This is a genomic window from Sagittula sp. (assembly GCF_052825245.1).
The window spans coordinates 1-22617 of record NZ_JBRBWD010000026.1 but is presented as its reverse complement, the minus strand read 5'-3'; the positions used below and the strand labels follow the sequence as shown (position 1 = coordinate 22617).

At 69.4% G+C, this 22617-nt stretch carries 25 protein-coding genes; 5 read left to right on the top strand and 20 right to left on the bottom strand.

The features are described from left to right. Positions 1–74 precede the first annotated feature (74 nt). The 5 genes from ACU0DV_RS09260 to ACU0DV_RS09240 all read right to left on the bottom strand — a co-directional run bounded on the left by ACU0DV_RS09260 (position 75) and on the right by ACU0DV_RS09240 (position 3250). Complete coding sequence (locus ACU0DV_RS09260; protein WP_100930212.1) at positions 75–1298, bottom strand: NADH-quinone oxidoreductase subunit D; 1224 nt, start codon at positions 1296–1298, stop codon at positions 75–77. Between the two features lie 139 nt (positions 1299–1437). Next, positions 1438–2046, bottom strand: a complete 609-nt coding sequence (locus ACU0DV_RS09255) for an NADH-quinone oxidoreductase subunit C (RefSeq protein ID WP_100930211.1) — start codon at positions 2044–2046, stop codon at positions 1438–1440. A gap of 4 nt (positions 2047–2050) precedes the next feature. Next, entirely contained in the window at positions 2051–2248 is a 198-nt protein-coding gene (locus ACU0DV_RS09250; protein WP_005857466.1) for a hypothetical protein, read from the bottom strand. A gap of 112 nt (positions 2249–2360) precedes the next feature. Next, positions 2361–2885 (bottom strand): NuoB/complex I 20 kDa subunit family protein, encoded by a 525-nt coding sequence (locus ACU0DV_RS09245; protein ID WP_005857464.1) that lies wholly within the window; start codon positions 2883–2885, stop codon positions 2361–2363. Further along, on the bottom strand, positions 2885–3250 hold the full coding sequence (locus ACU0DV_RS09240; RefSeq protein WP_005857462.1) for an NADH-quinone oxidoreductase subunit A: 366 nt from the start codon (positions 3248–3250) through the stop codon (positions 2885–2887). The genes ACU0DV_RS09245 and ACU0DV_RS09240 overlap by 1 nt, the downstream gene beginning before the upstream one ends. 346 nt (positions 3251–3596) lie before the next feature. Here ACU0DV_RS09240 and ACU0DV_RS09235 point away from each other — a divergent pair, with 346 nt between their 5' ends. Further along, positions 3597–4343 (top strand): MauE/DoxX family redox-associated membrane protein, encoded by a 747-nt coding sequence (locus tag ACU0DV_RS09235; RefSeq protein ID WP_446242202.1) that lies wholly within the window; start codon positions 3597–3599, stop codon positions 4341–4343. Between the two features lie 12 nt (positions 4344–4355). Here ACU0DV_RS09235 and ACU0DV_RS09230 read toward each other — a convergent pair whose 3' ends face one another. The 7 genes from ACU0DV_RS09230 to ACU0DV_RS09200 form a co-directional block, all read right to left on the bottom strand. Beyond that, positions 4356–4889 carry a hypothetical protein gene (locus tag ACU0DV_RS09230; RefSeq protein ID WP_446242201.1) on the bottom strand — a complete coding sequence of 178 codons (534 nt, stop codon included), beginning with the start codon at positions 4887–4889 and terminating at the stop codon, positions 4356–4358. A 203-nt stretch (positions 4890–5092) separates the two neighbouring features. Then, a complete protein-coding gene (locus ACU0DV_RS09225) occupies positions 5093–5503 on the bottom strand; it encodes a hypothetical protein (RefSeq protein ID WP_446242200.1) in 411 nt (136 codons plus the stop codon). 95 nt (positions 5504–5598) lie between these two features. Continuing rightward, positions 5599–6381 carry a crotonase/enoyl-CoA hydratase family protein gene (locus ACU0DV_RS09220; protein ID WP_370316198.1) on the bottom strand — a complete coding sequence of 261 codons (783 nt, stop codon included), beginning with the start codon at positions 6379–6381 and terminating at the stop codon, positions 5599–5601. 76 nt (positions 6382–6457) lie between these two features. Beyond that, entirely contained in the window at positions 6458–7312 is an 855-nt protein-coding gene (locus ACU0DV_RS09215) for a hydroxymethylglutaryl-CoA lyase (protein ID WP_446242199.1), read from the bottom strand. Between the two features lie 127 nt (positions 7313–7439). After that, positions 7440–8105, bottom strand: a complete 666-nt coding sequence (locus tag ACU0DV_RS09210) for a glutathione S-transferase family protein (protein WP_446242198.1) — start codon at positions 8103–8105, stop codon at positions 7440–7442. Continuing rightward, positions 8102–8374 carry a hypothetical protein gene (locus tag ACU0DV_RS09205; RefSeq protein ID WP_100930204.1) on the bottom strand — a complete coding sequence of 91 codons (273 nt, stop codon included), beginning with the start codon at positions 8372–8374 and terminating at the stop codon, positions 8102–8104. Before ACU0DV_RS09205 ends, ACU0DV_RS09210 begins: the two co-directional genes overlap by 4 nt. Next, positions 8371–10305, bottom strand: coding sequence for an acetyl/propionyl/methylcrotonyl-CoA carboxylase subunit alpha (locus ACU0DV_RS09200; RefSeq protein WP_446242197.1), 1935 nt, complete (start codon positions 10303–10305; stop codon positions 8371–8373). The genes ACU0DV_RS09205 and ACU0DV_RS09200 overlap by 4 nt, the downstream gene beginning before the upstream one ends. 154 nt (positions 10306–10459) lie before the next feature. On the opposite strand from ACU0DV_RS09200, the gene ACU0DV_RS09195 reads away from it, so the two are divergent. Further along, on the top strand, positions 10460–11041 hold the full coding sequence (locus ACU0DV_RS09195; protein WP_100930203.1) for a hypothetical protein: 582 nt from the start codon (positions 10460–10462) through the stop codon (positions 11039–11041). 95 nt (positions 11042–11136) lie between these two features. On the opposite strand, the gene ACU0DV_RS09190 is transcribed toward ACU0DV_RS09195, so the two are convergent. The 7 genes from ACU0DV_RS09190 to ACU0DV_RS09160 all read right to left on the bottom strand — a co-directional run bounded on the left by ACU0DV_RS09190 (position 11137) and on the right by ACU0DV_RS09160 (position 17481). Beyond that, positions 11137–12765: a carboxyl transferase domain-containing protein gene (locus tag ACU0DV_RS09190; protein WP_446242196.1), complete on the bottom strand. Its 1629-nt coding sequence runs from the start codon at positions 12763–12765 to the stop codon at positions 11137–11139. After that, positions 12762–13166 carry a hypothetical protein gene (locus tag ACU0DV_RS09185; protein WP_446242195.1) on the bottom strand — a complete coding sequence of 135 codons (405 nt, stop codon included), beginning with the start codon at positions 13164–13166 and terminating at the stop codon, positions 12762–12764. The genes ACU0DV_RS09190 and ACU0DV_RS09185 overlap by 4 nt, the downstream gene beginning before the upstream one ends. Next, entirely contained in the window at positions 13159–13773 is a 615-nt protein-coding gene (locus ACU0DV_RS09180; protein ID WP_446242194.1) for a hypothetical protein, read from the bottom strand. The genes ACU0DV_RS09185 and ACU0DV_RS09180 overlap by 8 nt, the downstream gene beginning before the upstream one ends. 94 nt (positions 13774–13867) lie before the next feature. Further along, positions 13868–15424: an AMP-binding protein gene (locus ACU0DV_RS09175; RefSeq protein ID WP_446242193.1), complete on the bottom strand. Its 1557-nt coding sequence runs from the start codon at positions 15422–15424 to the stop codon at positions 13868–13870. Continuing rightward, positions 15424–15918, bottom strand: coding sequence for a lysozyme inhibitor LprI family protein (locus tag ACU0DV_RS09170; protein WP_100930198.1), 495 nt, complete (start codon positions 15916–15918; stop codon positions 15424–15426). The genes ACU0DV_RS09175 and ACU0DV_RS09170 overlap by 1 nt, the downstream gene beginning before the upstream one ends. Next, positions 15915–16199: a hypothetical protein gene (locus tag ACU0DV_RS09165; protein WP_370316207.1), complete on the bottom strand. Its 285-nt coding sequence runs from the start codon at positions 16197–16199 to the stop codon at positions 15915–15917. Before ACU0DV_RS09165 ends, ACU0DV_RS09170 begins: the two co-directional genes overlap by 4 nt. Positions 16200–16320: 121 nt before the next feature. Beyond that, the gene (locus ACU0DV_RS09160; protein ID WP_283980418.1) at positions 16321–17481 is read right to left on the bottom strand and encodes an isovaleryl-CoA dehydrogenase; all 1161 of its coding nucleotides are present in this window, start codon (positions 17479–17481) and stop codon (positions 16321–16323) included. Between the two features lie 233 nt (positions 17482–17714). On the opposite strand from ACU0DV_RS09160, the gene ACU0DV_RS09155 reads away from it, so the two are divergent. The 3 genes from ACU0DV_RS09155 to ACU0DV_RS09145 all read left to right on the top strand — a co-directional run bounded on the left by ACU0DV_RS09155 (position 17715) and on the right by ACU0DV_RS09145 (position 21232). Next, positions 17715–19088 carry a sensor histidine kinase gene (locus ACU0DV_RS09155; RefSeq protein ID WP_157815044.1) on the top strand — a complete coding sequence of 458 codons (1374 nt, stop codon included), beginning with the start codon at positions 17715–17717 and terminating at the stop codon, positions 19086–19088. 1 nt (position 19089) lies between these two features. Further along, positions 19090–19512, top strand: a complete 423-nt coding sequence (locus ACU0DV_RS09150) for a response regulator (protein WP_254698211.1) — start codon at positions 19090–19092, stop codon at positions 19510–19512. A 115-nt stretch (positions 19513–19627) separates the two neighbouring features. Continuing rightward, on the top strand, positions 19628–21232 hold the full coding sequence (locus ACU0DV_RS09145) for a sulfotransferase (RefSeq protein WP_446242192.1): 1605 nt from the start codon (positions 19628–19630) through the stop codon (positions 21230–21232). Here ACU0DV_RS09145 and ACU0DV_RS09140 read toward each other — a convergent pair. Continuing rightward, the gene (locus ACU0DV_RS09140) at positions 21220–22419 is read right to left on the bottom strand and encodes a DegT/DnrJ/EryC1/StrS family aminotransferase (protein ID WP_283980420.1); all 1200 of its coding nucleotides are present in this window, start codon (positions 22417–22419) and stop codon (positions 21220–21222) included. The genes ACU0DV_RS09145 and ACU0DV_RS09140 overlap by 13 nt on opposite strands. Positions 22420–22617 lie beyond the last annotated feature (198 nt).

The window sequence follows — 22617 nt, the reverse complement described above, 5'->3', positions numbered from 1 at the left end:
TTCTTCCTTGCCCGTGACCTGCCGTCACGCATGGCCGCGCCCCGCCACTGTGGCGGCGGCCCGGCCCCCTGCCCTCAGCGGTCGACCTCGCCGAACACGATGTCCATCGTGCCGATGATCGCCGCCACGTCGGCCAACTGGTGGCCGCTTGCCACGTGGTCCATGGCCTGCAGGTGCAGATATCCCGGCGCGCGCAGCTTTGCCCGGTACGGCTTGTTGGTGCCGTCCGCCACGAGGTACACGCCGAATTCGCCCTTCGGCGCCTCGACCGCGGCATAGACTTCGCCCGCCGGCACGTGGAACCCTTCGGTGTAGAGCTTGAAGTGGTGGATGAGCGCCTCCATCGAGGTCTTCATCTCGTTGCGCTTCGGCGGGGTGACCTTGCCGCGGGCCAGGATATCGCCCTGGCCGTCCGGCGCCCGCAGCTTGTCGATCGCCTGCAGGATGATCTTCGTCGATTCGCGCATCTCCGCCATCCGGCAGAGGTAGCGGTCGTAGCAGTCGCCGTTCTTGCCCACCGGGATCTTGAAGTCGAATTCGTCATAGCACTCGTAGGGCTGCGCACGTCGCAGGTCCCAGGCGAGGCCGGAGCCGCGCACCATCACGCCGGAGAAGCCCCAGTCGAGGATCTCCTGCTCCGTCACCACGCCGATGTCGGCGTTGCGCTGCTTGAAGATGCGGTTCTCGGTCAGCAGGCCGTCGATGTCGTCCAGCTTGGCCGGGAATTCCTTCGCCCACTGCTCGATGTCGTCGATCAGCTTCGGCGGCAGGTCCTGGTGCACCCCGCCCGGCCGGAAATAGGCCGAGTGCAGGCGCGCGCCACAGGCCCGCTCGTAGAAGATCATCAGCTTCTCGCGTTCCTCGAAGCCCCAGAGCGGCGGCGTCAGCGCGCCCACGTCCATGGCCTGCGTGGTCACGTTCAGCAGGTGGTTCAGCACCCGTCCGATCTCGGAGTACAGCACCCGGATCAGCGAGGCACGGCGCGGCACCTCGACCCCGGTCAGCCGCTCGATCGCGAGGCACCAGGCGTGTTCCTGATTCATCGGCGCCACGTAGTCGAGGCGGTCGAAATACGGCAGGTTCTGGAGGTAGGTCCGGCTCTCCATCAGCTTCTCGGTGCCGCGGTGCAACAGGCCGATGTGCGGGTCGCAGCGTTCCACGATCTCGCCGTCCAGCTCCAGCACCAGGCGCAGCACGCCGTGGGCCGCCGGGTGCTGCGGACCGAAGTTGATGTTGAAGTTGCGGATCTTCTGTTCACCCGTCAGGGCGTCTTCGAAACCTTTGGAGCCGTCCATCATCGACCGTCCCTTTCCTCGGGGCTTGTGTCACGCACCCCGTCCAATGCCACCGCGCGCGGGGAACACTCTTCGGACGAAGAGTGTTCACGTCCAAGAGTTTTCGTCCGAAAACTCTTCCAGGTCCCGCGCCCGGTCATGTTCACGCCTTGCCTTCGGTCTTCTCGTCGCCCGGAAGCACGTATTTCGCGCCTTCCCACGGGGACATGAAATCGAACTGGCGGTATTCCTGCACCAGCGTCACCGGCTCGTAGACCACGCGCTTGCGCTCTTCGTCGTAGCGCACTTCCGTGTACCCGGTCGTCGGGAAGTCCTTGCGCAGCGGATAGCCGCGGAACCCGTAGTCCGTCAGGATGCGGCGCAGGTCCGGGTGGCCCGAGAACAGGATGCCGTACATGTCGAAGGTCTCGCGCTCGAACCAGTTGGCGCTGGGATGCACCGGCACGATCGACGGCACCATCTCGTCCTCGCGGACCGAGACGCGCAGCCGGATGCGGTGGTTCTGGTACATCGACAGGAAGTGGTAGACCACGTCGAACCGCTTCGGCCGCTCCGGGTAGTCGACCCCGGTGATGTCCACCAGCGACGAGAACCGGCAGGTCGGATCGGTCTTCAGGAAGTCCACGAAGCCGCGGATGTTCGAGGGGGCCACGTCGACGTTCAGCTCGCCATGGGTCACGTCCCATGCCACCACGCAGTCGGGGCGCTTCGTCGCGATGTGTTCGCCCAGTTCCTTGAGTGCCTGCACCATTCGCTTACACCTTTTCCAGAGCGTCGACGGCGACCACCGCGCGGCGCACCTCGCCGAGGACATTGCCCTGCCCTGCTTCGTACCAGACGCATTGCGCCGCCGTGAGGGCGGCGTTCTGGTCGCTCTGCCCGACGGTTTCAACCGTCATCACGACGCTGCCCGAAATCAGCTGGACCTTGTCGCCCGGTTTCACGTCTGCCATCTCGTCTTCCCTTCTCGCCCCCGCGGCGGGTCCGCCCGGAAGCCCTGCATCTTGCCGGTCCCGGGGCGCGCCGGGGGGCATGTGCCCCGCCGGACCGCCCGCCGGGCCGTCTTCAGCGCACCAGCGTTCCGGTGCGGCGGATCTTCTTCTGCAGCGCCATGATGCCGTAGAGCAGCGCCTCCGCCGTCGGCGGGCACCCGGGCACGTAGACGTCCACAGGCACGACGCGGTCACAGCCGCGCACCACCGAGTAGGAGTAGTGGTAATAGCCGCCGCCGTTCGCGCAGGACCCCATCGAGATCACGTAGCGCGGTTCCGGCATCTGGTCGTAGACCTTGCGCAGCGCCGGCGCCATCTTGTTGGTCAGCGTACCCGCGACGATCATCAGGTCCGACTGGCGCGGGCTGGCGCGCGGCGCCGTGCCGAACCGCTCCAGGTCGTAGCGCGGCATCGAGGTGTGCATCATCTCCACCGCGCAGCACGCGAGGCCGAAGGTCATCCAGTGCAGCGAACCGGTGCGCGCCCAGTTGATGATGTCCTCCGTCGAGGTCAGCAGGAAACCCTTGTCCTGCAGCTCGCGGTTCAGGTCCTGCGTGGCCACCTCACGGTCGACGCCCGCAGTGTTCGCTCCGGTCATCACTCCCATTCCAGGGCCCCTTTCTTCCATTCGTAGGCAAAGCCCGCCGTCAGCACGCCGAGGAACACCATCATCGCCCAGAACGCCGTCATCGAGATGTGCTGGAAGGCCACGGCCCACGGGAACAGCATCGCGATCTCAAGGTCGAAGATGATGAACAGGATCGACACGAGGTAGAACCGCACGTCGAACTTCATCCGCGCGTCATCGAAGGCGTTGAAGCCGCATTCATAGGCCGACACCTTCTCCGGATCCGGGTTCCGCACGGCGACGAGGATCGCGGCGAAGATGAACACGAGTCCGATGACGATGGCGATGGCCAGGAACACAAGGATGGGAAGATATTCCCGCAGCATCTCTTCCACGAGGCAGCTCCTCATAAACGGGGGGCGCGCCACGCGCGGGAGGCGCGCGCCGCGTGTCATGTCGTGACTTATCCGCACCGACCGGCAGGGTCAACAAGCCCGCGGCATATTCGGTAGAATGGAAACGAACCGGCACGCGCCCATTCTGGCGCAAATTCTACTGCCTGCGCAATGGGGTAGCGTGCCGGCCCCGGCCGCGTCGCCGCACCCCACCCTGCCCCGCGCGGATGGGTCGCGCCCAATCCCGCGCCCAATACCGCGCCGGAACATGCGTCCGGTCACGGGCGTTGGTCCACCAGCAAACCGCAGACCGCCCATCCGCCCCGCTGACAGGAGGACCCCATCCATGCCCCTCGACTCCACGCCGAACCGCGCCCGCCTCTACCGCATGTCGACGCCGGATCACCTCTGTCCCTTCGGGCTGAAGACCAAGGCCCTCCTGGAGCGGAAGGGCTACGAGGTCGAGGATCACCCGCTGACGACCCGCGAGGAAACCGACCGCTTCCAGGAATCGCACGACGTGGAGACGACGCCGCAGGTCTACATCGGCGACCGGCGCATCGGCGGCTACGAGGACACGCAGCGCGAACTCGGCATCACCCCGGCCTCCGACATCGCGAAGAGCTATACCCCGGTCATCGCCGTCTTCGGCATGGCCGCGCTGATGGGCATTGCCATCGGCTGGACCGGCGGTCTTGGCTGGGCGGGCACCCTGCGCGCGATTCTGGCCACCGCCATGGCGCTCCTTGCCGTGCAGAAGCTGCGCGACATCGAGAGCTTCACGACGATGTTCCTGAACTACGACCTGCTCGCGCGGCGCAAGGTCGAATACGGCTACGTCTACCCCTACGCCGAGGCGCTGGCCGCGATCCTGATGCTCGCAGGTGTCCTGCCCTGGCTCTCCGGTCCCGTGGCCCTGATCATCGGCACCATCGGCGCGGTCTCCGTCTTCAAGGCGGTCTACATCGACAAGCGCGAACTCAAGTGCGCCTGCATGGGCGGATCGTCCAACGTGCCGCTCGGCTTCGTGTCGCTGACCGAGAACCTCGTGATGATCGGCATGGGTGTCTGGATGATCGCCACGCTGTTCTGAGGCGATCCCGGCTCAGCCGCCGGGCAAGCAGCGCATCATCAGCGCGGACACTTCGGCCCAGGCCCCGGCCGAATCGAAGCCGGGCTCCACCAGATCGGCGCCCGGCTCGCCCCGGCCTTTCATGTAGGCGACCGCGTGCTGCGGGGGGCCCTTGGCATCGAACAGCTTGCAGATCTCGGCGCTGAAGGCGGCTTGGTCCATGGTCCGCAGGAAGCCGGACTGGGCGGTCATCGCCGCTTCGCCCGCCTGATCGCCGAAGGCCTTCGCCACCTCCGCCTGAACGCCGCGGGCCGCCTGATCGCTCACCCGCATCGCGTCGAAGAACATCATCGCCGCGGCGACGGCGTGGAACCGGATCGCCCCGCCGTAGTCTTCCTCGGCAAGGCAGCCAAGCGCGATGCCGAACTGCTCAGGCGGCGGCGCGGTCCAGTCGACCTGCGCAATCGGGCGGCAGGATCGGGCCGTCAACTCGACTGCGGCCTGCGCCTTGACAGGCGCTGCGCCCAGAAACAGCAGCGCGGCTGCCAGACCGATGTTGCGCGCCATACCGTCGTTCTCCTTCTGCGCCTTGCCATCCACGCTGAGCCAGCAATGCCCCGGCGGATAAACGGCCCGTAGGCCCGCACCTGCCTCAGCCGTCCCGCGGGACAGACCGCCGGTGGCAGGCCCCAGGCCCTTCCCTTGCCGTCTTTCAGAGAAATATGTCCTGACCATGGCGCAGCGGGGAAGTTCCCGGGCAGACCGTGCCTTCAGACATTCTGCACGGCGCCCGCCGGCTGCCCCGTCAGCGTCATCAGCATGACGTAGCCCGCCAGCGCCGCCATGACGACGTTGACCGGCAACCAGACCGCGCGTTCCTCCCCTGACGGGCTGAAGCCGCTCAGCACGGCGACGATCACGCTTGTGCCGAAGGCCACCCACCCGGTCCAGAGCGGCCAGCCCATCCCGGGAAACCCCGCCGCGCTGACGATCGCCAGCCCCTGGAACAGGTGCACCGGAACGGCGACCGCCGCCACCAGCCGCCCCCGCAACGGCAGGGTGCCGGGATACCGCCCGCCCTGCGTCCATGCGCCAAGGGGCAGCCCGCCGATCAGTGCCACCTGGAAGAAGACGACCGCCAGACACCCCATCGCATAGAACTGCGCCACCTGTACGGTCATCGTCCCGTCCATTCAGAGTGCCGCGCTGTCACGCGGGCAGCGGTCCCGTGCGCCCTGTCGCGTAAAGCGCACGCCCGACAGGACCGAAACCCCGCCTACCCCTCCGCCCAGGGCGCGGGACGCTTGTCGAAGAAGGCCGCAATGCCGTCCTGCGCCTCCGCAGTTTCCCAGCGCGCGGCCAGCGCGTCGACCGCCATCTCCACATCGTCCTGACGCACACCGCCCGACAGCCTCCGCAACAGGCGCTTGGCGTCGCGCACCGCGCCCGGCGCGCAGGCGAGATAAGGCGCCACCTCCGCCTCGACGGCGGCGTCGAGGTCCTCCGCCGGGACAGCCCGCGACAGGAGCCCGAGCGTCACCGCCTCCGGCGCCCCGAACACCCTGCCGTTCATGAAGATCCGCGCCGCGGCGCTCGCGCCCATCCGGGCGACGACATAAGGGCCAATGTTGGCCGGGATCAGCCCCAGCTTCACCTCGGTCAGCGCCAGCTTCGCCGTCTCCACCCCGATGGCCACGTCACAGACCGAGATCAGCCCGATCCCGCCGCCAAAGGCATTGCCCTGAACCCGTCCGATCAGCGGCTGCGGCAGGTCGTGCAGCGCGCCGAGCGCCTCGGCGATCCGCGCGGATTCGCGCCGCCGCGCGTCCGGCGCCATGCCGAACTGTTCGCGCATCCACGCAAGGTCCCCCCCGGCGCAGAAGGTCGGCCCCTCCGCCTCCAGCACCACCACGCGCACGGCCTCGTCCTTGGCCAGTTCCTGCGCCGCGGCGACGATCTGCGCCATCATCTCCGCCGACATGGCGTTGTGCTTGGCCGCCCGCGCCAGGATCAGCCGCGCCACGCCGCGCATCTCGCGCACCACACGAACGTCTTCCATCATCCCTCCTCCTGCTCCGTCAGACATCCCGCCGCGTCACTGACGACAATCGCCAACCGCCGGACACGACGACGCCTCATTCCGCCCGCATCGCCCGCGCCATCCGGCCCGCCTCTGCGAGGATACCGGCGTCGAGCCCGGTCTCGAACCCCTGCGCCGTGACGTACGCATTCACCGCCTCGGTCGCCACGTTGCCCGCAGCTCCCGGCGCGTAGGGGCAGCCGCCCAGACCACCCACCGCCGCGTCGAAGACCCGCAGACCGCGATCCATCGCGGTGCGCACGTTCTCCAGCGCCCGGCCGCTCGTGTCGTGGAAATGGCCCGCAAGCCGGTCGGCGGGCATCTCCTCCAGCACCGCGGCCAGCATGGCGTCCACCGCCTCCGGCGTGCCGCGCCCGATGGTGTCGCCCAGCGAGACCTCGTAACAGCCCATGTCGCGCAGGGCCGCCACGACCCGCGCCACGTCCCCAGGCGGCACTGCCCCGTCGTAGGGACATTCCACCACGCAGGACACGTAGCCCCGGACCGGCACGCCCGCCTCCCGCGCCGCCTCGCAGACCGGCACGAACCGCGCCAGCCCCTCCTCGACGGAGGCATTGATGTTCGCGCGCGAGAACCCTTCCGAGGCCGCACCGAACACCGCCACCTCGTCGGCCCGCGCCGCCAGCGCCCGCTCCAGCCCCTTCATGTTGGGCGTCAGCGCGGCGTAGGACACCCCCGGCGCCCGCGCGATCCGCTCCAGCACGTCGCCGCTGTCCGCCATCTGCGGCACCCACTTCGGCGACACGAAGGAGGCGCACTCGATCCGCCGGAACCCCGCGCCGGACAGCAGGTCCACCAGCGCCACCTTGGCGTCCGTGGCGATCATCCGCGCTTCGTTCTGCAGGCCGTCGCGCGGCCCCACCTCGAAGATCTCGACCCTCTCGGCCATGTCCTGTCCTCCTGTTTCCTTGCCCCGCACCGCAGAGCCGCGCCCCCCGAGGTCACGGCCCGAAGGCCGGGGCCGAGACAGCCCGTGCGCCGCAAGGCGCGCCTTTCAACAGCCCTTTAACGAAGCCTCACGCCTCGGGCACCGGATAGAAATCCTGCGTGTAGAACCGCTGCTCTCCCTCGCGCGCCACGGCGCGCTGGTAGGCCTCCCGCGCCTCCATCCGCGCCTTGTAGGCCATGAGCTTCGGGAACTCGTCGAGCTTCACGTAATAAGGCGCGGCGAACAGGTTGAACCCCATCATGATGTCCGCCGCGGAGAAGCCGCCTTTCAGCAGCCAGTCGCCGGACAACCGCGCCTCCATCCCCCTCAGCGTCTGCCGAAGCCGCGCAACGGTCAGCTTCACCACCACGGGCGACGGCTTCGCGGGCGGGCGCAGGAAGACCATCTGCAGGTTCAGGTTCTCGATGAGGCTCGCCTGCGTCTCCGCGAAATGGATCCATTGCAGGTAGGCCGCGCGATCCGCGTCCCCCGGTGCCCGGCCCAGCCCGGGTGCGAAGGTCTCCACGAGGTATTCGACGATGGCGCCGGATTCGGACATCTCCAGCCCGTCCATCTCGATCGCCGGGATGCGCACCGCGGGCGACACCCGCGCCAGCCCGCTCTCTGCCATCTCGCGCGTGCCGATACGGTGCTCGACGATCTCCAGCCCGCCGAAGCGCTCGACTCCGATCTCCTCCAGGAGCCACAGAACGCGGAACGACCGCCCATACTGTACGTGATGCAACCTGATCAAATCCGTCCCTCCCTCAGGAACCAGAGGCCATGGCCCGTGTGTTCGTAGTGCTGTCCCATCCGGGGCACCTCCTGCCGCGCCAACATCGGCCAGGCGTCCAGCACCTCGCGCAGGCGGCCCGGCCGCGCCGTCTCGAACCGGCAGAGGCCGCACCAGACGGCGATGTTGCGGTCGAGTTCCGCCGCCACGGTGTAGGCCGCCTTCGGGTCGGCCCGCACCTCGGGGCACATCATCACCGGCGTCCCCTCCGGCAGGTCGGCAAAGGTCACTCCGCCTCCTCCATGACCACCAGCGCCGCCCCGGCCTCCACCTGGTCGCCCTCGGCCACCAGCACCTCTGCCACCACCCCGTCGGCAGAGGCGGTCAGCGTGTGCTCCATCTTCATCGCCTCCAGCACGGCCAGCCGGTCGCCCGCCACGACCTCCTGCCCGACCCGCACGTGGACCGAGACGACGCGCCCCGGCATCGGCGCCAGCGCCGCCCCCGCGGCGGCGCCCTCGGCCTGCTGCGCCAGCGGGTCGATGACCTCGAAAGCCACGCCGTAGTCGGCAAAGACCGTCACGCGCCTGCCTTCGGCAAAGACACCGCCGCCCGCCGCCCCGTCGAAGGTCCAGCCCTGCGCCGCCTTCAGGCATTCGACCTCGGTCCCGTCGACCGAGACCAGGGCCGAACCCGCTGCGCGCACCATCACGCCCAGCTCGCGCCTGTCCTCGCCGCGCGCCAGCACGATCCGCTTCCACGAAGGCGACCAGAGGCAGAAACCCGTCTCCCAGCCCTCGGCGTCGAGCAGGCCCATGGCCCCCAGCGCCGCCTCCGCCCAGACCGCCGGGCCGACCTCCGGCATCGCAATAAGCGCGTCGAGTTCGCGCCCGATCAGCCCGGTGTCCACCTCGCCCCGGCCGAAACCCTCATGCTCCGCCAGCGCACCGAGGAAGCCGAGGTTCGTGACCGTGCCCGCCACCCGCGTGGCCCGCAGGCCCCTCGCCAGCTTCCGCAGCGCGACCGCCCGGGACGGGCCGTGCACCACCAGCTTGGCGATCATCGGGTCGTAGTGCGGGCTGATCTCGTCCCCGGCCCGCACGCCGGTCTCCGCACGCACGCCCTCGGGAAAGCGCAGCTCCGCCAGCCGGCCCGTCGCGGGCAGGAACCCGGCAGGCACGTCCTCGGCATAGAGCCGCGCCTCGAAGGCATGTCCGTTGATCGTCAGGTCCTCCTGCCGCGCGGGCAGGCTCTCTCCGGCAGCGACACGGATCTGCCACTCGACAAGGTCGACGCCGCAGATCTCTTCCGTCACAGGGTGTTCCACCTGCAGGCGGGTGTTCATTTCCATGAACCAGAAACCGTCCGTGCGCAGTCCGCCCGCGCCGTCCACGATGAATTCGACCGTCCCCGCCCCGCTGTAGCCGATCGCCTCCGCGGCGCGCACGGCGGCGGCACCCATCGCGGCGCGCACATCCTCCGGCATGTCCGGCGCGGGCGCCTCCTCGATCACCTTCTGGTGCCGCCGCTGAAGCGAGCAGTCCCGCTCGAACAGGTGCACCGCGCGGGTGCCGTCGCCGAAGACCTGCACCTCGATGTGGCGCGGCTTCTCGATGAACTTCTCGATCAGCACGTCGTCGTTGCCGAAGGCGCCGCGCGCCTCCGCCTTCGCCCGTTCCAGCGCGTCGATGAAGTCCTCCGCCCGGTCGACCCGGCGCATCCCCTTGCCGCCGCCGCCCGCCACGGCCTTGATGAGCACCGGATAGCCGACCTGCCCGGCCTCGACCTCGAGGTGCCCGGGATCCTGATCGCCGCCCATGTAGCCCGGGACCACGGGCACGCCCGCGTCCTCCATCAGCCGCTTGGCCGCGTCCTTCAGGCCCATCTTGCGGATCGCCTCCGCCGAGGGGCCGATGAACACCAGCCCCGCATCCTCGACCGCCGCCACGAAGTCGGGGTTCTCCGACAGAAAGCCGTACCCCGGGTGGATCGCCTGCGCGCCGGTCTCCTGCGCGGCGGCTATGATCCGGTCGCCGCGCAGGTAGCTCTGCACCGGGGCGGCCCCGCCGATGCAGACCGCCGCATCCGCCATGGCGACATGCAGCGCGTCCGCGTCCGCCTCCGAATAGACCGCCACGCAGCGCAGCCCCATCGCCTGCGCCGTCCGCATCACCCGGCAGGCAATCTCCCCCCGGTTCGCGATCAGGATCGTGTCAAACATCTTCATTCCCCCGCAGCCCGTGTCCGCCCGATTGTTTCCGTTGCGTCACGGCAGCCGATCTGGCAGCGTATCCGGTATTTTCCGTGTTTCGGCCGCTGTTACCCGGCCACGATTTTCCGGGGCCCGCGCGGCCCGCAAAACAAGGATTGTAGCCATGTCCGGCCAATACCGCCTTGTCGGCACCCTCACCGAAGCGCAGGCAGACCTTTTCTACGAATTCGGTTTTTCGCTGAACATCCTGCTCGACGTCTCGCACGCCATCCACGTCCGCACGATCCGCGCCGACCGGCCCAAAGACCCGATCATCACCAAGCCGATCGAACTCGACTGCCAGATGGAGAAATTCGGCACCACCCAGAAGTACACCGGTTTCCTCAAGGCTTGCCTCGCGCTGGGGGCGGCCTCGCCGCTCTACAACTTCGGCAAGCAGCTTCAGACCGAAGGTGCCAAGGTCGACCTGCCGCCCAACAAGCAGCTCGAAGCCGTGATCGGCAAGAGCAAGATCAAGCTGGAGTTCCCCGACTTCGACACCAGCATCGCGGCGCTCGACCAGCTCGTCGCCGGCACGGAGGCGGCCAATGCCGTGCTGGCGGCGCGCGCCGCGAACGAGGACGCCTTCGACGCCCTCCTGCCCGCGGTGCGCAGTTCGATGGGGATGTTCGTGCGCAAGAACAACCTTCAGTTCAAGCGGCACGGGGCGGCGGAAGGCGCGCCGCGCACCGCCTATCGCGGCTGACGCGCGGCGCCCCCGCAATCCGCCGCCAGAACGGGGACCGGCACAGCGCAGGCTGCAACCGCGCGCACGTCGCATCCTGTCCACAGCCGCCTCCGTCACATCCGGAAGACGCCGAACCGCGTCTCCTCCACCGGGGCATTGAGCGCCGCGCGCAGCGACAGGGCGAGCACGGAGCGCGTCTTGCGCGGGTCCATCACGCCGTCATCCCAGAGCCGCGCCGAGGCATAGAGCGGATGCGACTGGCGCTCGAACATCTCCAGCGTCGGGCGTTTGAACGCCGCCTCCTCGTCCTCCGACCAGCTGCCGCCCGACCGCTCGATGGCGTCGCGCTTGACCGTCGCCAGCACGCCCGCCGCCTGCGCGCCGCCCATCACCGAGATGCGCGAGTTGGGCCAGGTCCAGAGAAACCGCGGCTGATAGGCCCGCCCCGCCATGCCGTAATTACCCGCACCGAACGACCCGCCGACCAGCACCGTGACCTTGGGCACGCTCGTCGTGGCCACCGCCGTCACCATCTTGGCCCCGTGCCGCGCAATGCCCTCGTTCTCGTACTTCCGGCCCACCATGAAGCCGGTGATGTTCTGCAGGAAAACCAGCGGGATCTTCCTCTGCGAGCAGAGCTCGACGAAATGCGCGCCCTTCTGCGCGCTCTCGGAGAACAGCACCCCGTTGTTGGCCACGATGCCCACGTCCATGCCGTGGATCTGGGCGAAACCGCAGACCAGCGTCTCGCCGAAGCGCGGCTTGAAAGCGTCGAACCATGACCCGTCGACCACCCGCGCGATCACCTCGTGGATGTCGTAGGGGGTGCGCAGGTCCGCGGGCACGGCGCCTAGGATCTCCTCCGGGTCGTAATCCGGCGCGGTGCCCCCCAAAGACTTTTCGACGAAAAGTCTTCCCGCCGCAGAGTTTTCCTCGAAAACTCTGCCCAGCGACCGCACCGCACGACGCGCCAGCACCAGCGCATGGGCGTCGTCCTCGGCAAGGTAATCCGCCACCCCCGACAACCGCGTGTGCACGTCGCCGCCGCCCAGGTCCTCGGCGCTGACCACTTCTCCGGTCGCGGCCTTCACCAGTGGCGGCCCGGCGAGGAAGATCGTCCCCTGCTCCTTCACGATGATCGACACGTCCGACATGGCGGGCACATAGGCGCCGCCCGCCGTACAGGACCCCATGACCGCCGCGATCTGCGGGATGCCCTTGGCCGACATCCGCGCCTGGTTGTAGAAGATACGGCCGAAGTGGTCGCGGTCCGGAAAGACCTCGTCCTGGTTGGGCAGGTTCGCCCCGCCCGAATCCACCAGGTAGATGCACGGCAGGCGGCATTCCTCGGCGATCTCCTGCGCGCGCAGGTGCTTCTTCACCGTCATCGGATAGTAGGTGCCGCCCTTCACGGTGGCGTCGTTGCAGATCACCATGACCTGCCGCCCCTCGACAAGGCCGATCCCCGCGATCACGCCCGCGGCGGGCGCCGCACCGTCGTACATGCCGTGCGCCGCCAGCGCACCCACCTCCAGGAACGGAGAGCCCGCGTCGAGCAGCCCCGCCACGCGCTCGCGCGGCAGCATCTTGCCCCGCGACAGGTGGCGTTCCCGCGCCTTCGCGCCGCCGCCCGCCGCCGCCAGCGACGCGGCTTCGGATATCTCCGCCAGCGCGGCCAGGTGCGCCTCCCTGTTGGCACGATACGCCTCCGACCCCGTCAGGACCGCCGATTGCAACCTCATGATGCGTCTTCCTCCCCAGAGGCCCGTCCGGCCACGACCACCGGCCGCCGCCGCGCCTCGAATCCGTTCCAGACCGTCGATACCCCGATCCCCAGCGCCACGATCACCAGGAGGAGACCGCCAAGCTGCCAGGCCCCCAGCCCCCAGACCGTCGCGGCCCGGAGCGCCGCCAGAAGCCCGCCGCCGAGGATCACCACGAGCAGCACGCTGGCCACGATGCCCTTCGGATCGCGGGTGTTCGCCTCCAGCCGCAGCGGCACCGCGCAGCCGGGACAGGGGATGACCTCCGCCCCGTCGCGCTGCCAGACGCGCCGGCTTCCCGGCTGCGACACGAAAAGCGGTTGCAACGTGTTGCAGTCCGGGCAGCGCCGATCCGCCAGCCGCGATGTCAGGTCAGTCATCCTCCGCCTCCCGCGCACGCGGGCGCAGAGGCGGGGGCGCCTCGGCCCATCCGGCTTCCACAGCCGTATCCGCCACGCCCAGGAACCGTGCCAGCTGCCACGCGAGGATCGCGTCCCGCAGCCGGTTGTTCGCTTCCCATGCCGTGCACCATGTGCCGCGCTGGGGAATGTCGCCGTCGCAATCCGGCCCGGCCGAGATGCCCTGCGCCAGCGCATAGGCGCGCGGATAAAGCGCCTGTTCGAAGTCGCTGCCCTTGCCCTCGACCTCTTCGGGCAGGGGCAGCGTCGCGCGGATCTTCTCGGCCAGCGCCTCTTCCTCCGCCGCCAGCTCGAGTTGGCAGTCCTGCACCTCTTCCAGCGTCGGCTCCCGGTCGCAATGGACGAACCCCACCGAGCCGCAATAGCCCGTGCCGCGGGTGTCGCCGATCTCGAACTCCTGGTCTTCCGGCATCTCGTTCAGCCGCTTCAGCGCCCGCTCGTAGCGCGCCGCCTCCTCGTCCATGCATTCGCCGAAGCTCGGCAGGGGCGCGTAGTCCGGCGGCGCCTCCTCCGGCTGCGCCATGGCCGAACCAGCCAGCAGACAGACACCCAGCACCAGAGGTTTCACGACAGGCCCTCCCGCTGAGGATCGCGCGCGCCTGCGGGACCGGCTGGCGTCACCCCCCGCTCCAAAAGCCCCGCAAAGCCAGTGGACACACCGTTCACGCCCCGCCTCCTTCGGTCTCGGCCACGGCCCGGCGCTTCAGCTCCTTGCGGATCACCTTGCCGGTCACCGTCATCGGCAGGTCCTCGACCAGCGCCACCTCGCGCGGATAGCTGTGTGCGGCCAGCCGTGCCTTCACCCAGTCCTGCAGCTCCTCCGGGCTCACCGAGGCACCCTGTTTCGCCACCACGTAGGCCTTGACGATCTCCGTGCGCATCGCGTCCGGCTTGCCGACCACACCCACGGTGGCCACGCCGGGATGGGTCATCAGGCAATCCTCGATCTCCGCCGGGCCGATCCGGTAGCCGCCGGATGTTATGACATCGTCCTCGCGCCCCACGAACCGGATGAAGCCGTCCTCGATCACGCCCCGGTCGCCGGTCACCAGCCAGTGGCCCCGGAACTTCTCGGCCGTGGCGGCGGGATTGTTCCAGTATTCCAGCATCATCGACCCGGCGCCGCGGCGGATCGCGATGTCGCCCTCGCCCTCCGTCTCCTGCCCGTCCGCGTCGATCACGCCCACGTCGAAACCCGGCGCCGCGCGGCCGAGGCACCCGGGCCGCACGTCGAACAGCGCACCGCAGCTCGACGCCACCATGTTGCACTCGGTCTGGCCGTAGAACTCGTTGATCGTGACGCCAAGTGCCACGCGGCCCCAGGCCAGCATCTCGGCGCCCAAAGGCTCTCCGCCCGACGCCACGGAGCGCAGCCCCCGGACCGAGGCATTCTCCGCCTTCAGCATCCGCAGGGCAGTGGGCGGCAGGAAGACATTCCGGGCACCGGCCTTCGCCACGCGCGTCAAAATTTTCGGCGAAAATTTTGCCTCCCGCACGGCCACCACCGGCACGCCCAGGGCCAGACCGGGCATCAGCACGTCGAACAGCCCGCCGATCCACGCCCAGTCCGCGGGCGTCCAGAGCATGTCGCCCTCCTGGCCCAGGAAGTCGTGGCTCATCTCGACGCCCGGCAGGTGGCCGGCCAGCACGCGGTGGCCATGCAGCGCGCCCTTGGGCTTGCCCGTCGTGCCGGAGGTGTAGATCAGCACCGCCGGTGTCTCCGGCCCGGTCTGCGCAACCGGGCCGCCCCGGCCCTCCTCGGGCAGGTCGGCGCGGGTCACGGGCACCACCCCGAAGGGCGCCAGCATCCCCGATCCTTCCGTGTCCGTCACCACGACCTGCGCGCCGCTGTCCTCCAGCCGCGAACGCAGCGCATCTTCCCGGAAGAGCTTGAAGAGCGGCACGCTGATCGCCCCCATCCGCCACGCCGCCACATGCGCCGCCGCGCAAAGCGCCGACTGGCTCAGCAGGACGCCCACCCGGTCGCCCTCCGCCACGCCGCGGCGCCGCAGCACGTCCTCGACCCGCAGCGACAGGGCGTGGAGCCGGGCGTAAGACACCCGCTCCGCGCGCTCCTCCGAGAGGTCGAGGATGGCCAGACGCTCCGGTTCGCGGTTGGCCCAGCCGTCGCAGACCTGTTCCGCCAGGTTCAGCCGGTCGGGGATCTCCCACCTGAAGCCCGCCCGCAGCGCCTCGTATGTGTCCGCGCGCTCCAGCATCAGTTGATCGTCGCGGTGTCCAGGTAGCGGCCCTGCTCCGCCGTCATCCGCATGAGGCAGGCGTTGAACGCCGGACCGGAGCCCGTGCCCCCGCCCCAGAGGCTCGCCTCGTAGCTGCAGGTCTCGTCGCGGTAGGCGATCCAGGCCCGCTGCATCCGGCGCAGCGCCTCCGCCTGGCTCGGGGCGTGTTCGCCGTTTTCCCGGTCCATGCCCTTGGCCTCGGCCATGACGCCCGAATAGATCTCGTTCAGCCGCGCATCCCACCAGTCCGCCTCTGCGCCGTAGCAGGCGCTCATCACCACGGTGGCGGAACCGTTGCGCTCCATGCAGTCCTCCGCCGCCGCGCCGATGCATTCCTCGAAGGGCTGGCCCGAGGACACGCAATCCGCGGTGACCTGCGGCGAGAACGCAAGGTCCTGCGCAACGGCCCCGACCGGCAACGTCACCGCGACGGGCATCGCCAGAAGCGCCATGCCGATGATCCTGAGCATCATATCCCCTCTCCCATTCCGTTCGGCCGGGTGATCTCCACCAGTCCCCCGAACCGGTTCACCCGGTATTCCCAGCGTGCCGCCTCCGGCCCGCAGCGGACCACCAGCCAGACGCCCTGCCCCGGCACCCCGGTGCAATCCGCCGCCGGGGCGCCCGCCTCGCGCATGTAGCGCCGCCCGTAGGCCTCGATCGCCGCGCTCTCCGTCAGGTTGGCATCTATCCAGCCATAGCGGAAGGCCAACAGCGCCCCGCAGGTCACCAGCACGCCAAGCGGCAGCCACATGACCCAACGCGGAGTCACCGCAGCGGGTTCGCGAAAAGCGTCCGCAGCCGAGCGCTCTGCACGCAGGGCGCAGCCCCGGACCAGCCCGAACGGCCCCCGACAGCCGCACCCGGCGCTCCGCTCACATCGCCCCCATCAACTCGCGTCCGACCAGCATCCGGCGGATCTCGCTCGTGCCCGCGCCGATCTCCATCAGCTTGGCGTCGCGGAAGATGCGCGCCACCGCCGCATCGTTCAGGAACCCCGCCCCGCCCATCGCCTGCACCGCCTGATGCGCCTGCTTCATCGCCTCCTCCGAGGCATAGAGACAGCAGGCCGCCGCATCCGCCCGCGTGACCTCGCCCCGGTCGCAGGCCTTGGCGACCTCGTAGACATAGGCGCGGGCCGAGTTCATCGCGGTATACATATCTGCGATCTTGCCCTGCATGAGCTGGAACGACCCGATGGGCTTGCCGAACTGGGTGCGGTCGCGCAGGTAGGGCATGATCTCGTCCATGCAGGCGGCCATGATCCCGAGGCCGATGCCCGCCAGCACAACCCGCTCGTAGTCGAGGCCGGACATCAGTACGCGCACGCCCTTGCCTTCCTCGCCCAGCACGTTCTCGAACGGCACTTCCACGTCCTCGAAGATCAGCTCCGCCGTGTTCGACCCGCGCATCCCCAGCTTGTCGAAATGCGGGCTGGTCGAGAATCCCTTCATCGACTTCTCGACGAGGAAGGCGGTGATACCCTTCGCGCCGGCCTCCGGATCAGTCTTGGCATAGACCACCAGCGTGTCCGCGTCCGGGCCGTTGGTGATCCAGTACTTGTTGCCGTTCAGCACGTAGCGGTCGTTGCGCTTCTCGGCGCGCAGCTTCATCGACACCACGTCCGACCCGGCCGAGGGTTCCGACATGGCCAGCGCGCCCACGTGCGCGCCCGAGATCAGCCCCGGCAGATACTTGCGCTTCTGCTCGTCCGAGCCGTTCAGCCGGATCTGGTTCACGCAGAGGTTGGCATGCGCCCCGTAGGACAGCGAGACAGAGGCAGAGGCCCGCGCGATCTCTTCCACGACGACCGTGTGCGCGAGGTAGCCCATGCCCGCGCCGCCGTACTCTTCCTCGACAGTGACGCCCAGCAGGCCCAGCTCGCCCATCTCCGGCCAGAGCTCCGGCGGAAAGACGTTGTCGCGGTCGATCGCCGCCGCCATCGGCTTCACCCGTTCCTGGGCCCAGCGATGCGCCATTTCACGCAATGCGTGCACATCCTCGCCCAGATCGAACCGCATGCTCGCAAGGAACATCGCCTCTCCTCCCCCTTATTGAACGCTTGTTCATTTAACGACGCAGAAAGCATTGCGTCAAGGGTTCCCTGAGTTCCGCGTCCGGGGCAACGGATTATTAAGACCTCCGCCCGCATCCTGCAAAGAACCGAAGCCCGCACTCCGGCGGCGCCGCAGCAAACGGGCAGCGCATGTCCGATGCGGCGCCTGCCGGAACCCACACCAGACCACGCAAGGCGACCCGAGCCGAAGATATGCCGCGCCGCAGACAACACCTCGTCATCAGTGCCGTGACACTCGGCGGCGCCGCCATTTCCGGCGCCGCTTTCGTCTGGTTCTGGTACGCCTCCGATCAGGTGCGCACCAACTGGCGCCTGCACATCGAAACCACGCTCGAGCTGGAGCGGGTGACCGGCTACACGGGCTTCATCCACGACTTCAAGAACGCGGTCCTGCGGCCGGACGAACCGCATTACATCGCCGATGCCATGGCCGATTACGACCGTGCGATGGCGGCGCTTACGACCCTGCGCAGCCTGGCTGCCGACCGCAGCCTGGAGGTCGATCTTTCGCTGTTCGAACAGGCGCTCGGCCAGTACCGCGCCAACCTCGACTTCCTTTCGGGACGGCGCGCCGCGACGGACAGCATCGGCGATGTCGATGCCATGGTGCGCGTGTCGGACCGCGACGCCCGGCAAAGCCTCGACAGGGCGACACGCGCCATCAGCAACGCCTACAGGGACGCCTACCAACCCGTGCGCCGCGCGATGCTGGCGTCGCTTTTCGCCTGTCTCCTGCTGCTGGTGCTGTACGGACAGGAGCTGCGCAACCACGCCCGCGCCCGCGAAGCCTTCCACCAGCTGAAGGCGCAGGAGGCCGCGCTCGACACCGAGGTCAGGCACCGCCGCGACCTCGCCATGTCCTACCGCCAGCTCCAGCAGATCAACCGCGAACAGGCAGAGATGACCTATGCCATCTCGCACGACCTGAAGGCGCCGACCAACACCGCGCTGATGCTGCTGGCCGCCGTCCGGCAGGACCTCGACGAGGCAAAGACCGACCTGCCGGGCGATGCGGCAGAGCTGATCGGCGACCTCGGCGGCGTCCTGACGCGCATGAACCGGCTGGTGGAGGACATGCTGACCTACACCCGCTCGCTCGACACCGAATTCACGCGGGAGGACGTTGACCTCGACGCGGTGCTGGACCAGGTGCTGACCGACCTGCGCGCCGACATCAAAGGTGCCGGGGCAGAGATCCGGCGCAGCCCCCTGCCCCGTCTCGCCGCCCACCCGCCGCAGATGCGCCAGCTGTTCCAGAACCTCGTCTCGAACGCGCTGAAGTTCCGCCGCCCCGGCGTGGCGCCCGTGGTCTCCATCGCCCCGGCGGAGGCGTCGGAAGGCACCGTGGCCTTCACCGTGGGCGACAACGGCATCGGCATCGCGGAGGACCAGCAGGACCGGATCTTCGCGCTCTTCGCCCGGCTGCACAACCGGACCGAATTCGACGGCTCGGGGCTCGGGCTGCCGATCTGCCAGCGGATCGCGCAGACCCACGGCGGCGACATCACCCTCAGATCCGCCCCCGGCGAGGGCAGCACGTTCACCATCACGATGAAGGCAGCCTGACATGATCGACCATCTGATGACCATCGACGACGAGCCCATCGACCAGAAGCTCTACAAACGGCTGATCGAACGCTCCGGCCTCGTGGGCACGCTGCACCAGCACCTCGGCGCCGAAAGCGCGCTGGCGTTCTTTGCCGCGGGCGACGGCCCGGACATCGACGTGATCCTACTGGACATCAACATGCCCGGCATGAACGGGTTCGAGTTCCTCGAAGCCGCCACCGCCCGCTTCGGCACGCATTTCGTCAAAAGCGCGGTCATCATGCTCTCCACCTCCGCGCGGGAGGAGGACAAGGCCCATGCCCGCGCGTTCCAGGTGGTGCGCGACTTCATGACGAAACCGCTGACGCTCGACGGGCTGCACCACATCGACGCCCGCCTGGCCGAACTCTCCACGGCACAGGCATCGCCGCCCGCCGCCTGACCGCACCCCAACCTCCACCGCCCCGGCCAAAGCACAGGCCGCGCCCTTGTCCTTCCCCCGCCAACCGGAGAGACTGCCCGCCGACAAACGCCGCCGGGACAGGAAGGAAACAGGGGTGTCAGACTTCGACAAGGCAGAGCGCCTGCTGGACGCGGGCGACAGGGACGGCGCGCGGGCCCTGCTCGACGCGCTGCCGGACAGCCTGCGGCACGCGCCCCGCGCCTACCGCCTGCGCAACCGGCTGCGTCCGCCCGCCCTGCCCGGCCTCGGCGCCGCCCGCCCCTCCCCGGCAGAGGCACAGCGCCTCGCCATGATGCTGAACGGCGGACAGGCGGAGGCCGCGCTTACCATGGCCCGCGCGCTCGCCGCCCGCTACCCGGAGGCCGCGACCCCGCACGAGGCGCTCTACCACGCCTTCACCGCCCTGCGCCGCCCGAGGGAGGCCCGCGATGCGGTGGCGGAGGCGCTCTGCCGCAACCCCGACAAGCCGGCGCTCTACCGCGACCTCGCCCGCACCCTCATGGACCTGGGCGAGATGGAGGCCCTGCGCGCCCCGGCAGAGGCCGCCGCCGACGCCCTGCCCGACGACCCGCACGCGGTGCGGCTCGCCGCCGTCGCGGCCCATGTGAACGGCGCGCGGGAAACGGCGCGGGCGCGCTTTGCCGTGCTCACCCGGCTCCAGCCCACCAACGGCGCCGCGCACCGGGCACTGGCGGAAACCAGCCGCTACACCTCCCGCAGCGACCCGCACCTGGCGAAGATGAAGAAGCTCGCCGCCTCCGGCAAGCTGACCGAGGCGGAGCTCTACGAACTCAACTTCGCGCTCGGCAAGGCCTTCGACGACCTCCGCCGCCCGCGCGAGGCCTTTCGCCACTATGCCCTCGGCAATGCCCAGAAGAAGAAGGCGCACGGCCTGTCGCTGGCGCCCTACGCGGCAGAGGTTGCGCGGCTGAAGGACCTCCCCGTCCTGCCGGAGCCCGCGCCCGGCGCGCCGGTGCCGATCCTTGTCGTGGGGCTTCCCCGCTCCGGCACCACGCTGACCGAAACGATCCTCTCGGCCCACCCGCAGGTCGGCACGGCGGGGGAATGCACCTTCCTGCGCGCGAACCTCTTGCCCGCGATGAAGACCGGCACCCCCGACAAGGGCGCCCCCGATCCCGCAACCCTCGCCCGGCTGCGCGACGGCTACCGCCGGGCGCTGGCCGAACGCGGCGGCGACAAGGCCTTCGTGGTCGACAAGATGCCGCTCAACTTCCCTCTGCTCGGGCTGGTGCACGCGCTTATCCCCGAGGCGCGGATCGTGGCCCTCGACCGCGATCCCATGGCGCTCGGCTGGTCACTTTTCCGGCAGTGTTTCGTGAAGACCGGCAACGGCTTTGCCTACGATTTCGACGACATCGCCGGGGCCATGGCGCTCTACCGCGAGACGCTGGACCACTGGCAGGCAGAAGGCGTGCCGATCCACCGCCTGTCCTACAGCGCGCTGACCGAGGCCCCGCGCGATACCGTTGCGGCCCTGCTCGACGCGCTGGGGCTGCCCTGGGACAATGCCTGCCTGTCCTTCGGCAGGTCCGACCGGGTTGTCGCCACCGCCAGTTCGCTGCAGGTCCGCGACGGCATCTACACCGGCAGCGACGGCGCGTGGCAGGCCTATGCCGAGCACCTCACCCCGCTGCGCCACGCGCTGGACACCCGCGGGCTGCTGGCTCAGCCGGCCTGATAGACCGCGCCGACCTCGGCCCGGACGATCCGCGCGATCAGGGCGCAGTCCTCTTCCGAGAAGGTCAGCGGCAGGCGCATGTCGACGATGCCCTTCAGGATGCGGTCGGAGGCGGGCATCCGCTCGGCCTCCACGTAGCGCCAGCTGTCATATCGCGAGGTGAAGCCCGTGGGCTCTGCCCCGCCGAACCACTTCAGCTCGACCCCGCGTGCGGCGCAGCGGCGGAGCACCTCGGCGATGGCCTCGTCGCTCCAGTCGAGCAGCAGGAACTGGAAGGAGGAGCCGACCGGCACCTCCTTCGGATCGCGCGCAACCAGCGTCAGGCCCGGCGTGTCCGCCAGCCCCGCCTCGACCACCGCGTAGCGCGCATTCCAGCGCGCCACCTGCGCCCCAAGGGAGGCCAACTGCGGCCGCAGGATCGCCGCCCGCAGGTTGTCCATCCGCCCCGAGACGTTGGGCGTCATGTACTTCACCTCGGCGAAGGCTTCGGGCGGCGGCGCGGCAAGGTGGCGTTCGTAAAGCATGTAGGAGCCCGAGAGCATCACCGCCCGCGCCGCGATCTCCGCGTCGTCGGTGACGAGGAAACCACCCTCGCCCGAGTTCATGTGCTTGTAGGTCTGGGTCGAATAGCAGCCGACCGCGCCGTGCCGCCCCGAGGGCACGCCGTTCCACGAGGCCCCCATGGTGTGGGCGCAATCCTCGATCACCGTGACGTCCGCCGCATCGCAGATCGCCATGAGCGCGTCCATGTCGCAGATGTGGCCCCGCATGTGGCTGAGCATCAGCACCTTCGCGCCGCTCGACTGCACCTTGAGCGCGAGATCGTCGAGGTCGATCACCAGCCGCTCCGTCACGCCGACGAAGACCGGCACGGCCCCCAGCGCCGCGATGGCCCCCGGCACCGGCGCCAGCGTGAAGGCATTGGTCAGCACCTTGTCGCCCGGACACACGCCGACAGCCCGCAACGCGCACCCCAGCGCATAGCCGCCGGAGGCCACCGCCAGCGCATAGGCCGCGCCGGTGAAGCCCGCGAATTCCTGTTCCAGGAGGGCCGTTTCCGACAGCTCGCCGGGGGCGGTGTTGTAGCGGTGCAGGCGCCCGTGGCGCAGCACGGCCAAGGCCGCGGCGATGCCCTCGTCCGGGATCGGTTCCTGCTGGGTGAATGAGCCGGTGAAGCGTTCTGTCATGGCGTCATCTGCGCCGAGCCGCGCCGCGGGGTCAATGGGTTTCGCCTGCCCTGCGGCAGGCGATCCGGGGGGGGGGGGGGGGGGGGGGGGGGGGGGGGGGGGGGGGGGGGGGGGGGGGGGGGGGGGGGGGGGGGGGGGGGGGGGGGGGGGGGGGGGGGGGGGGGGGGGGGGGGGGGGGGGGGGGGGGGGGGGGGGGGG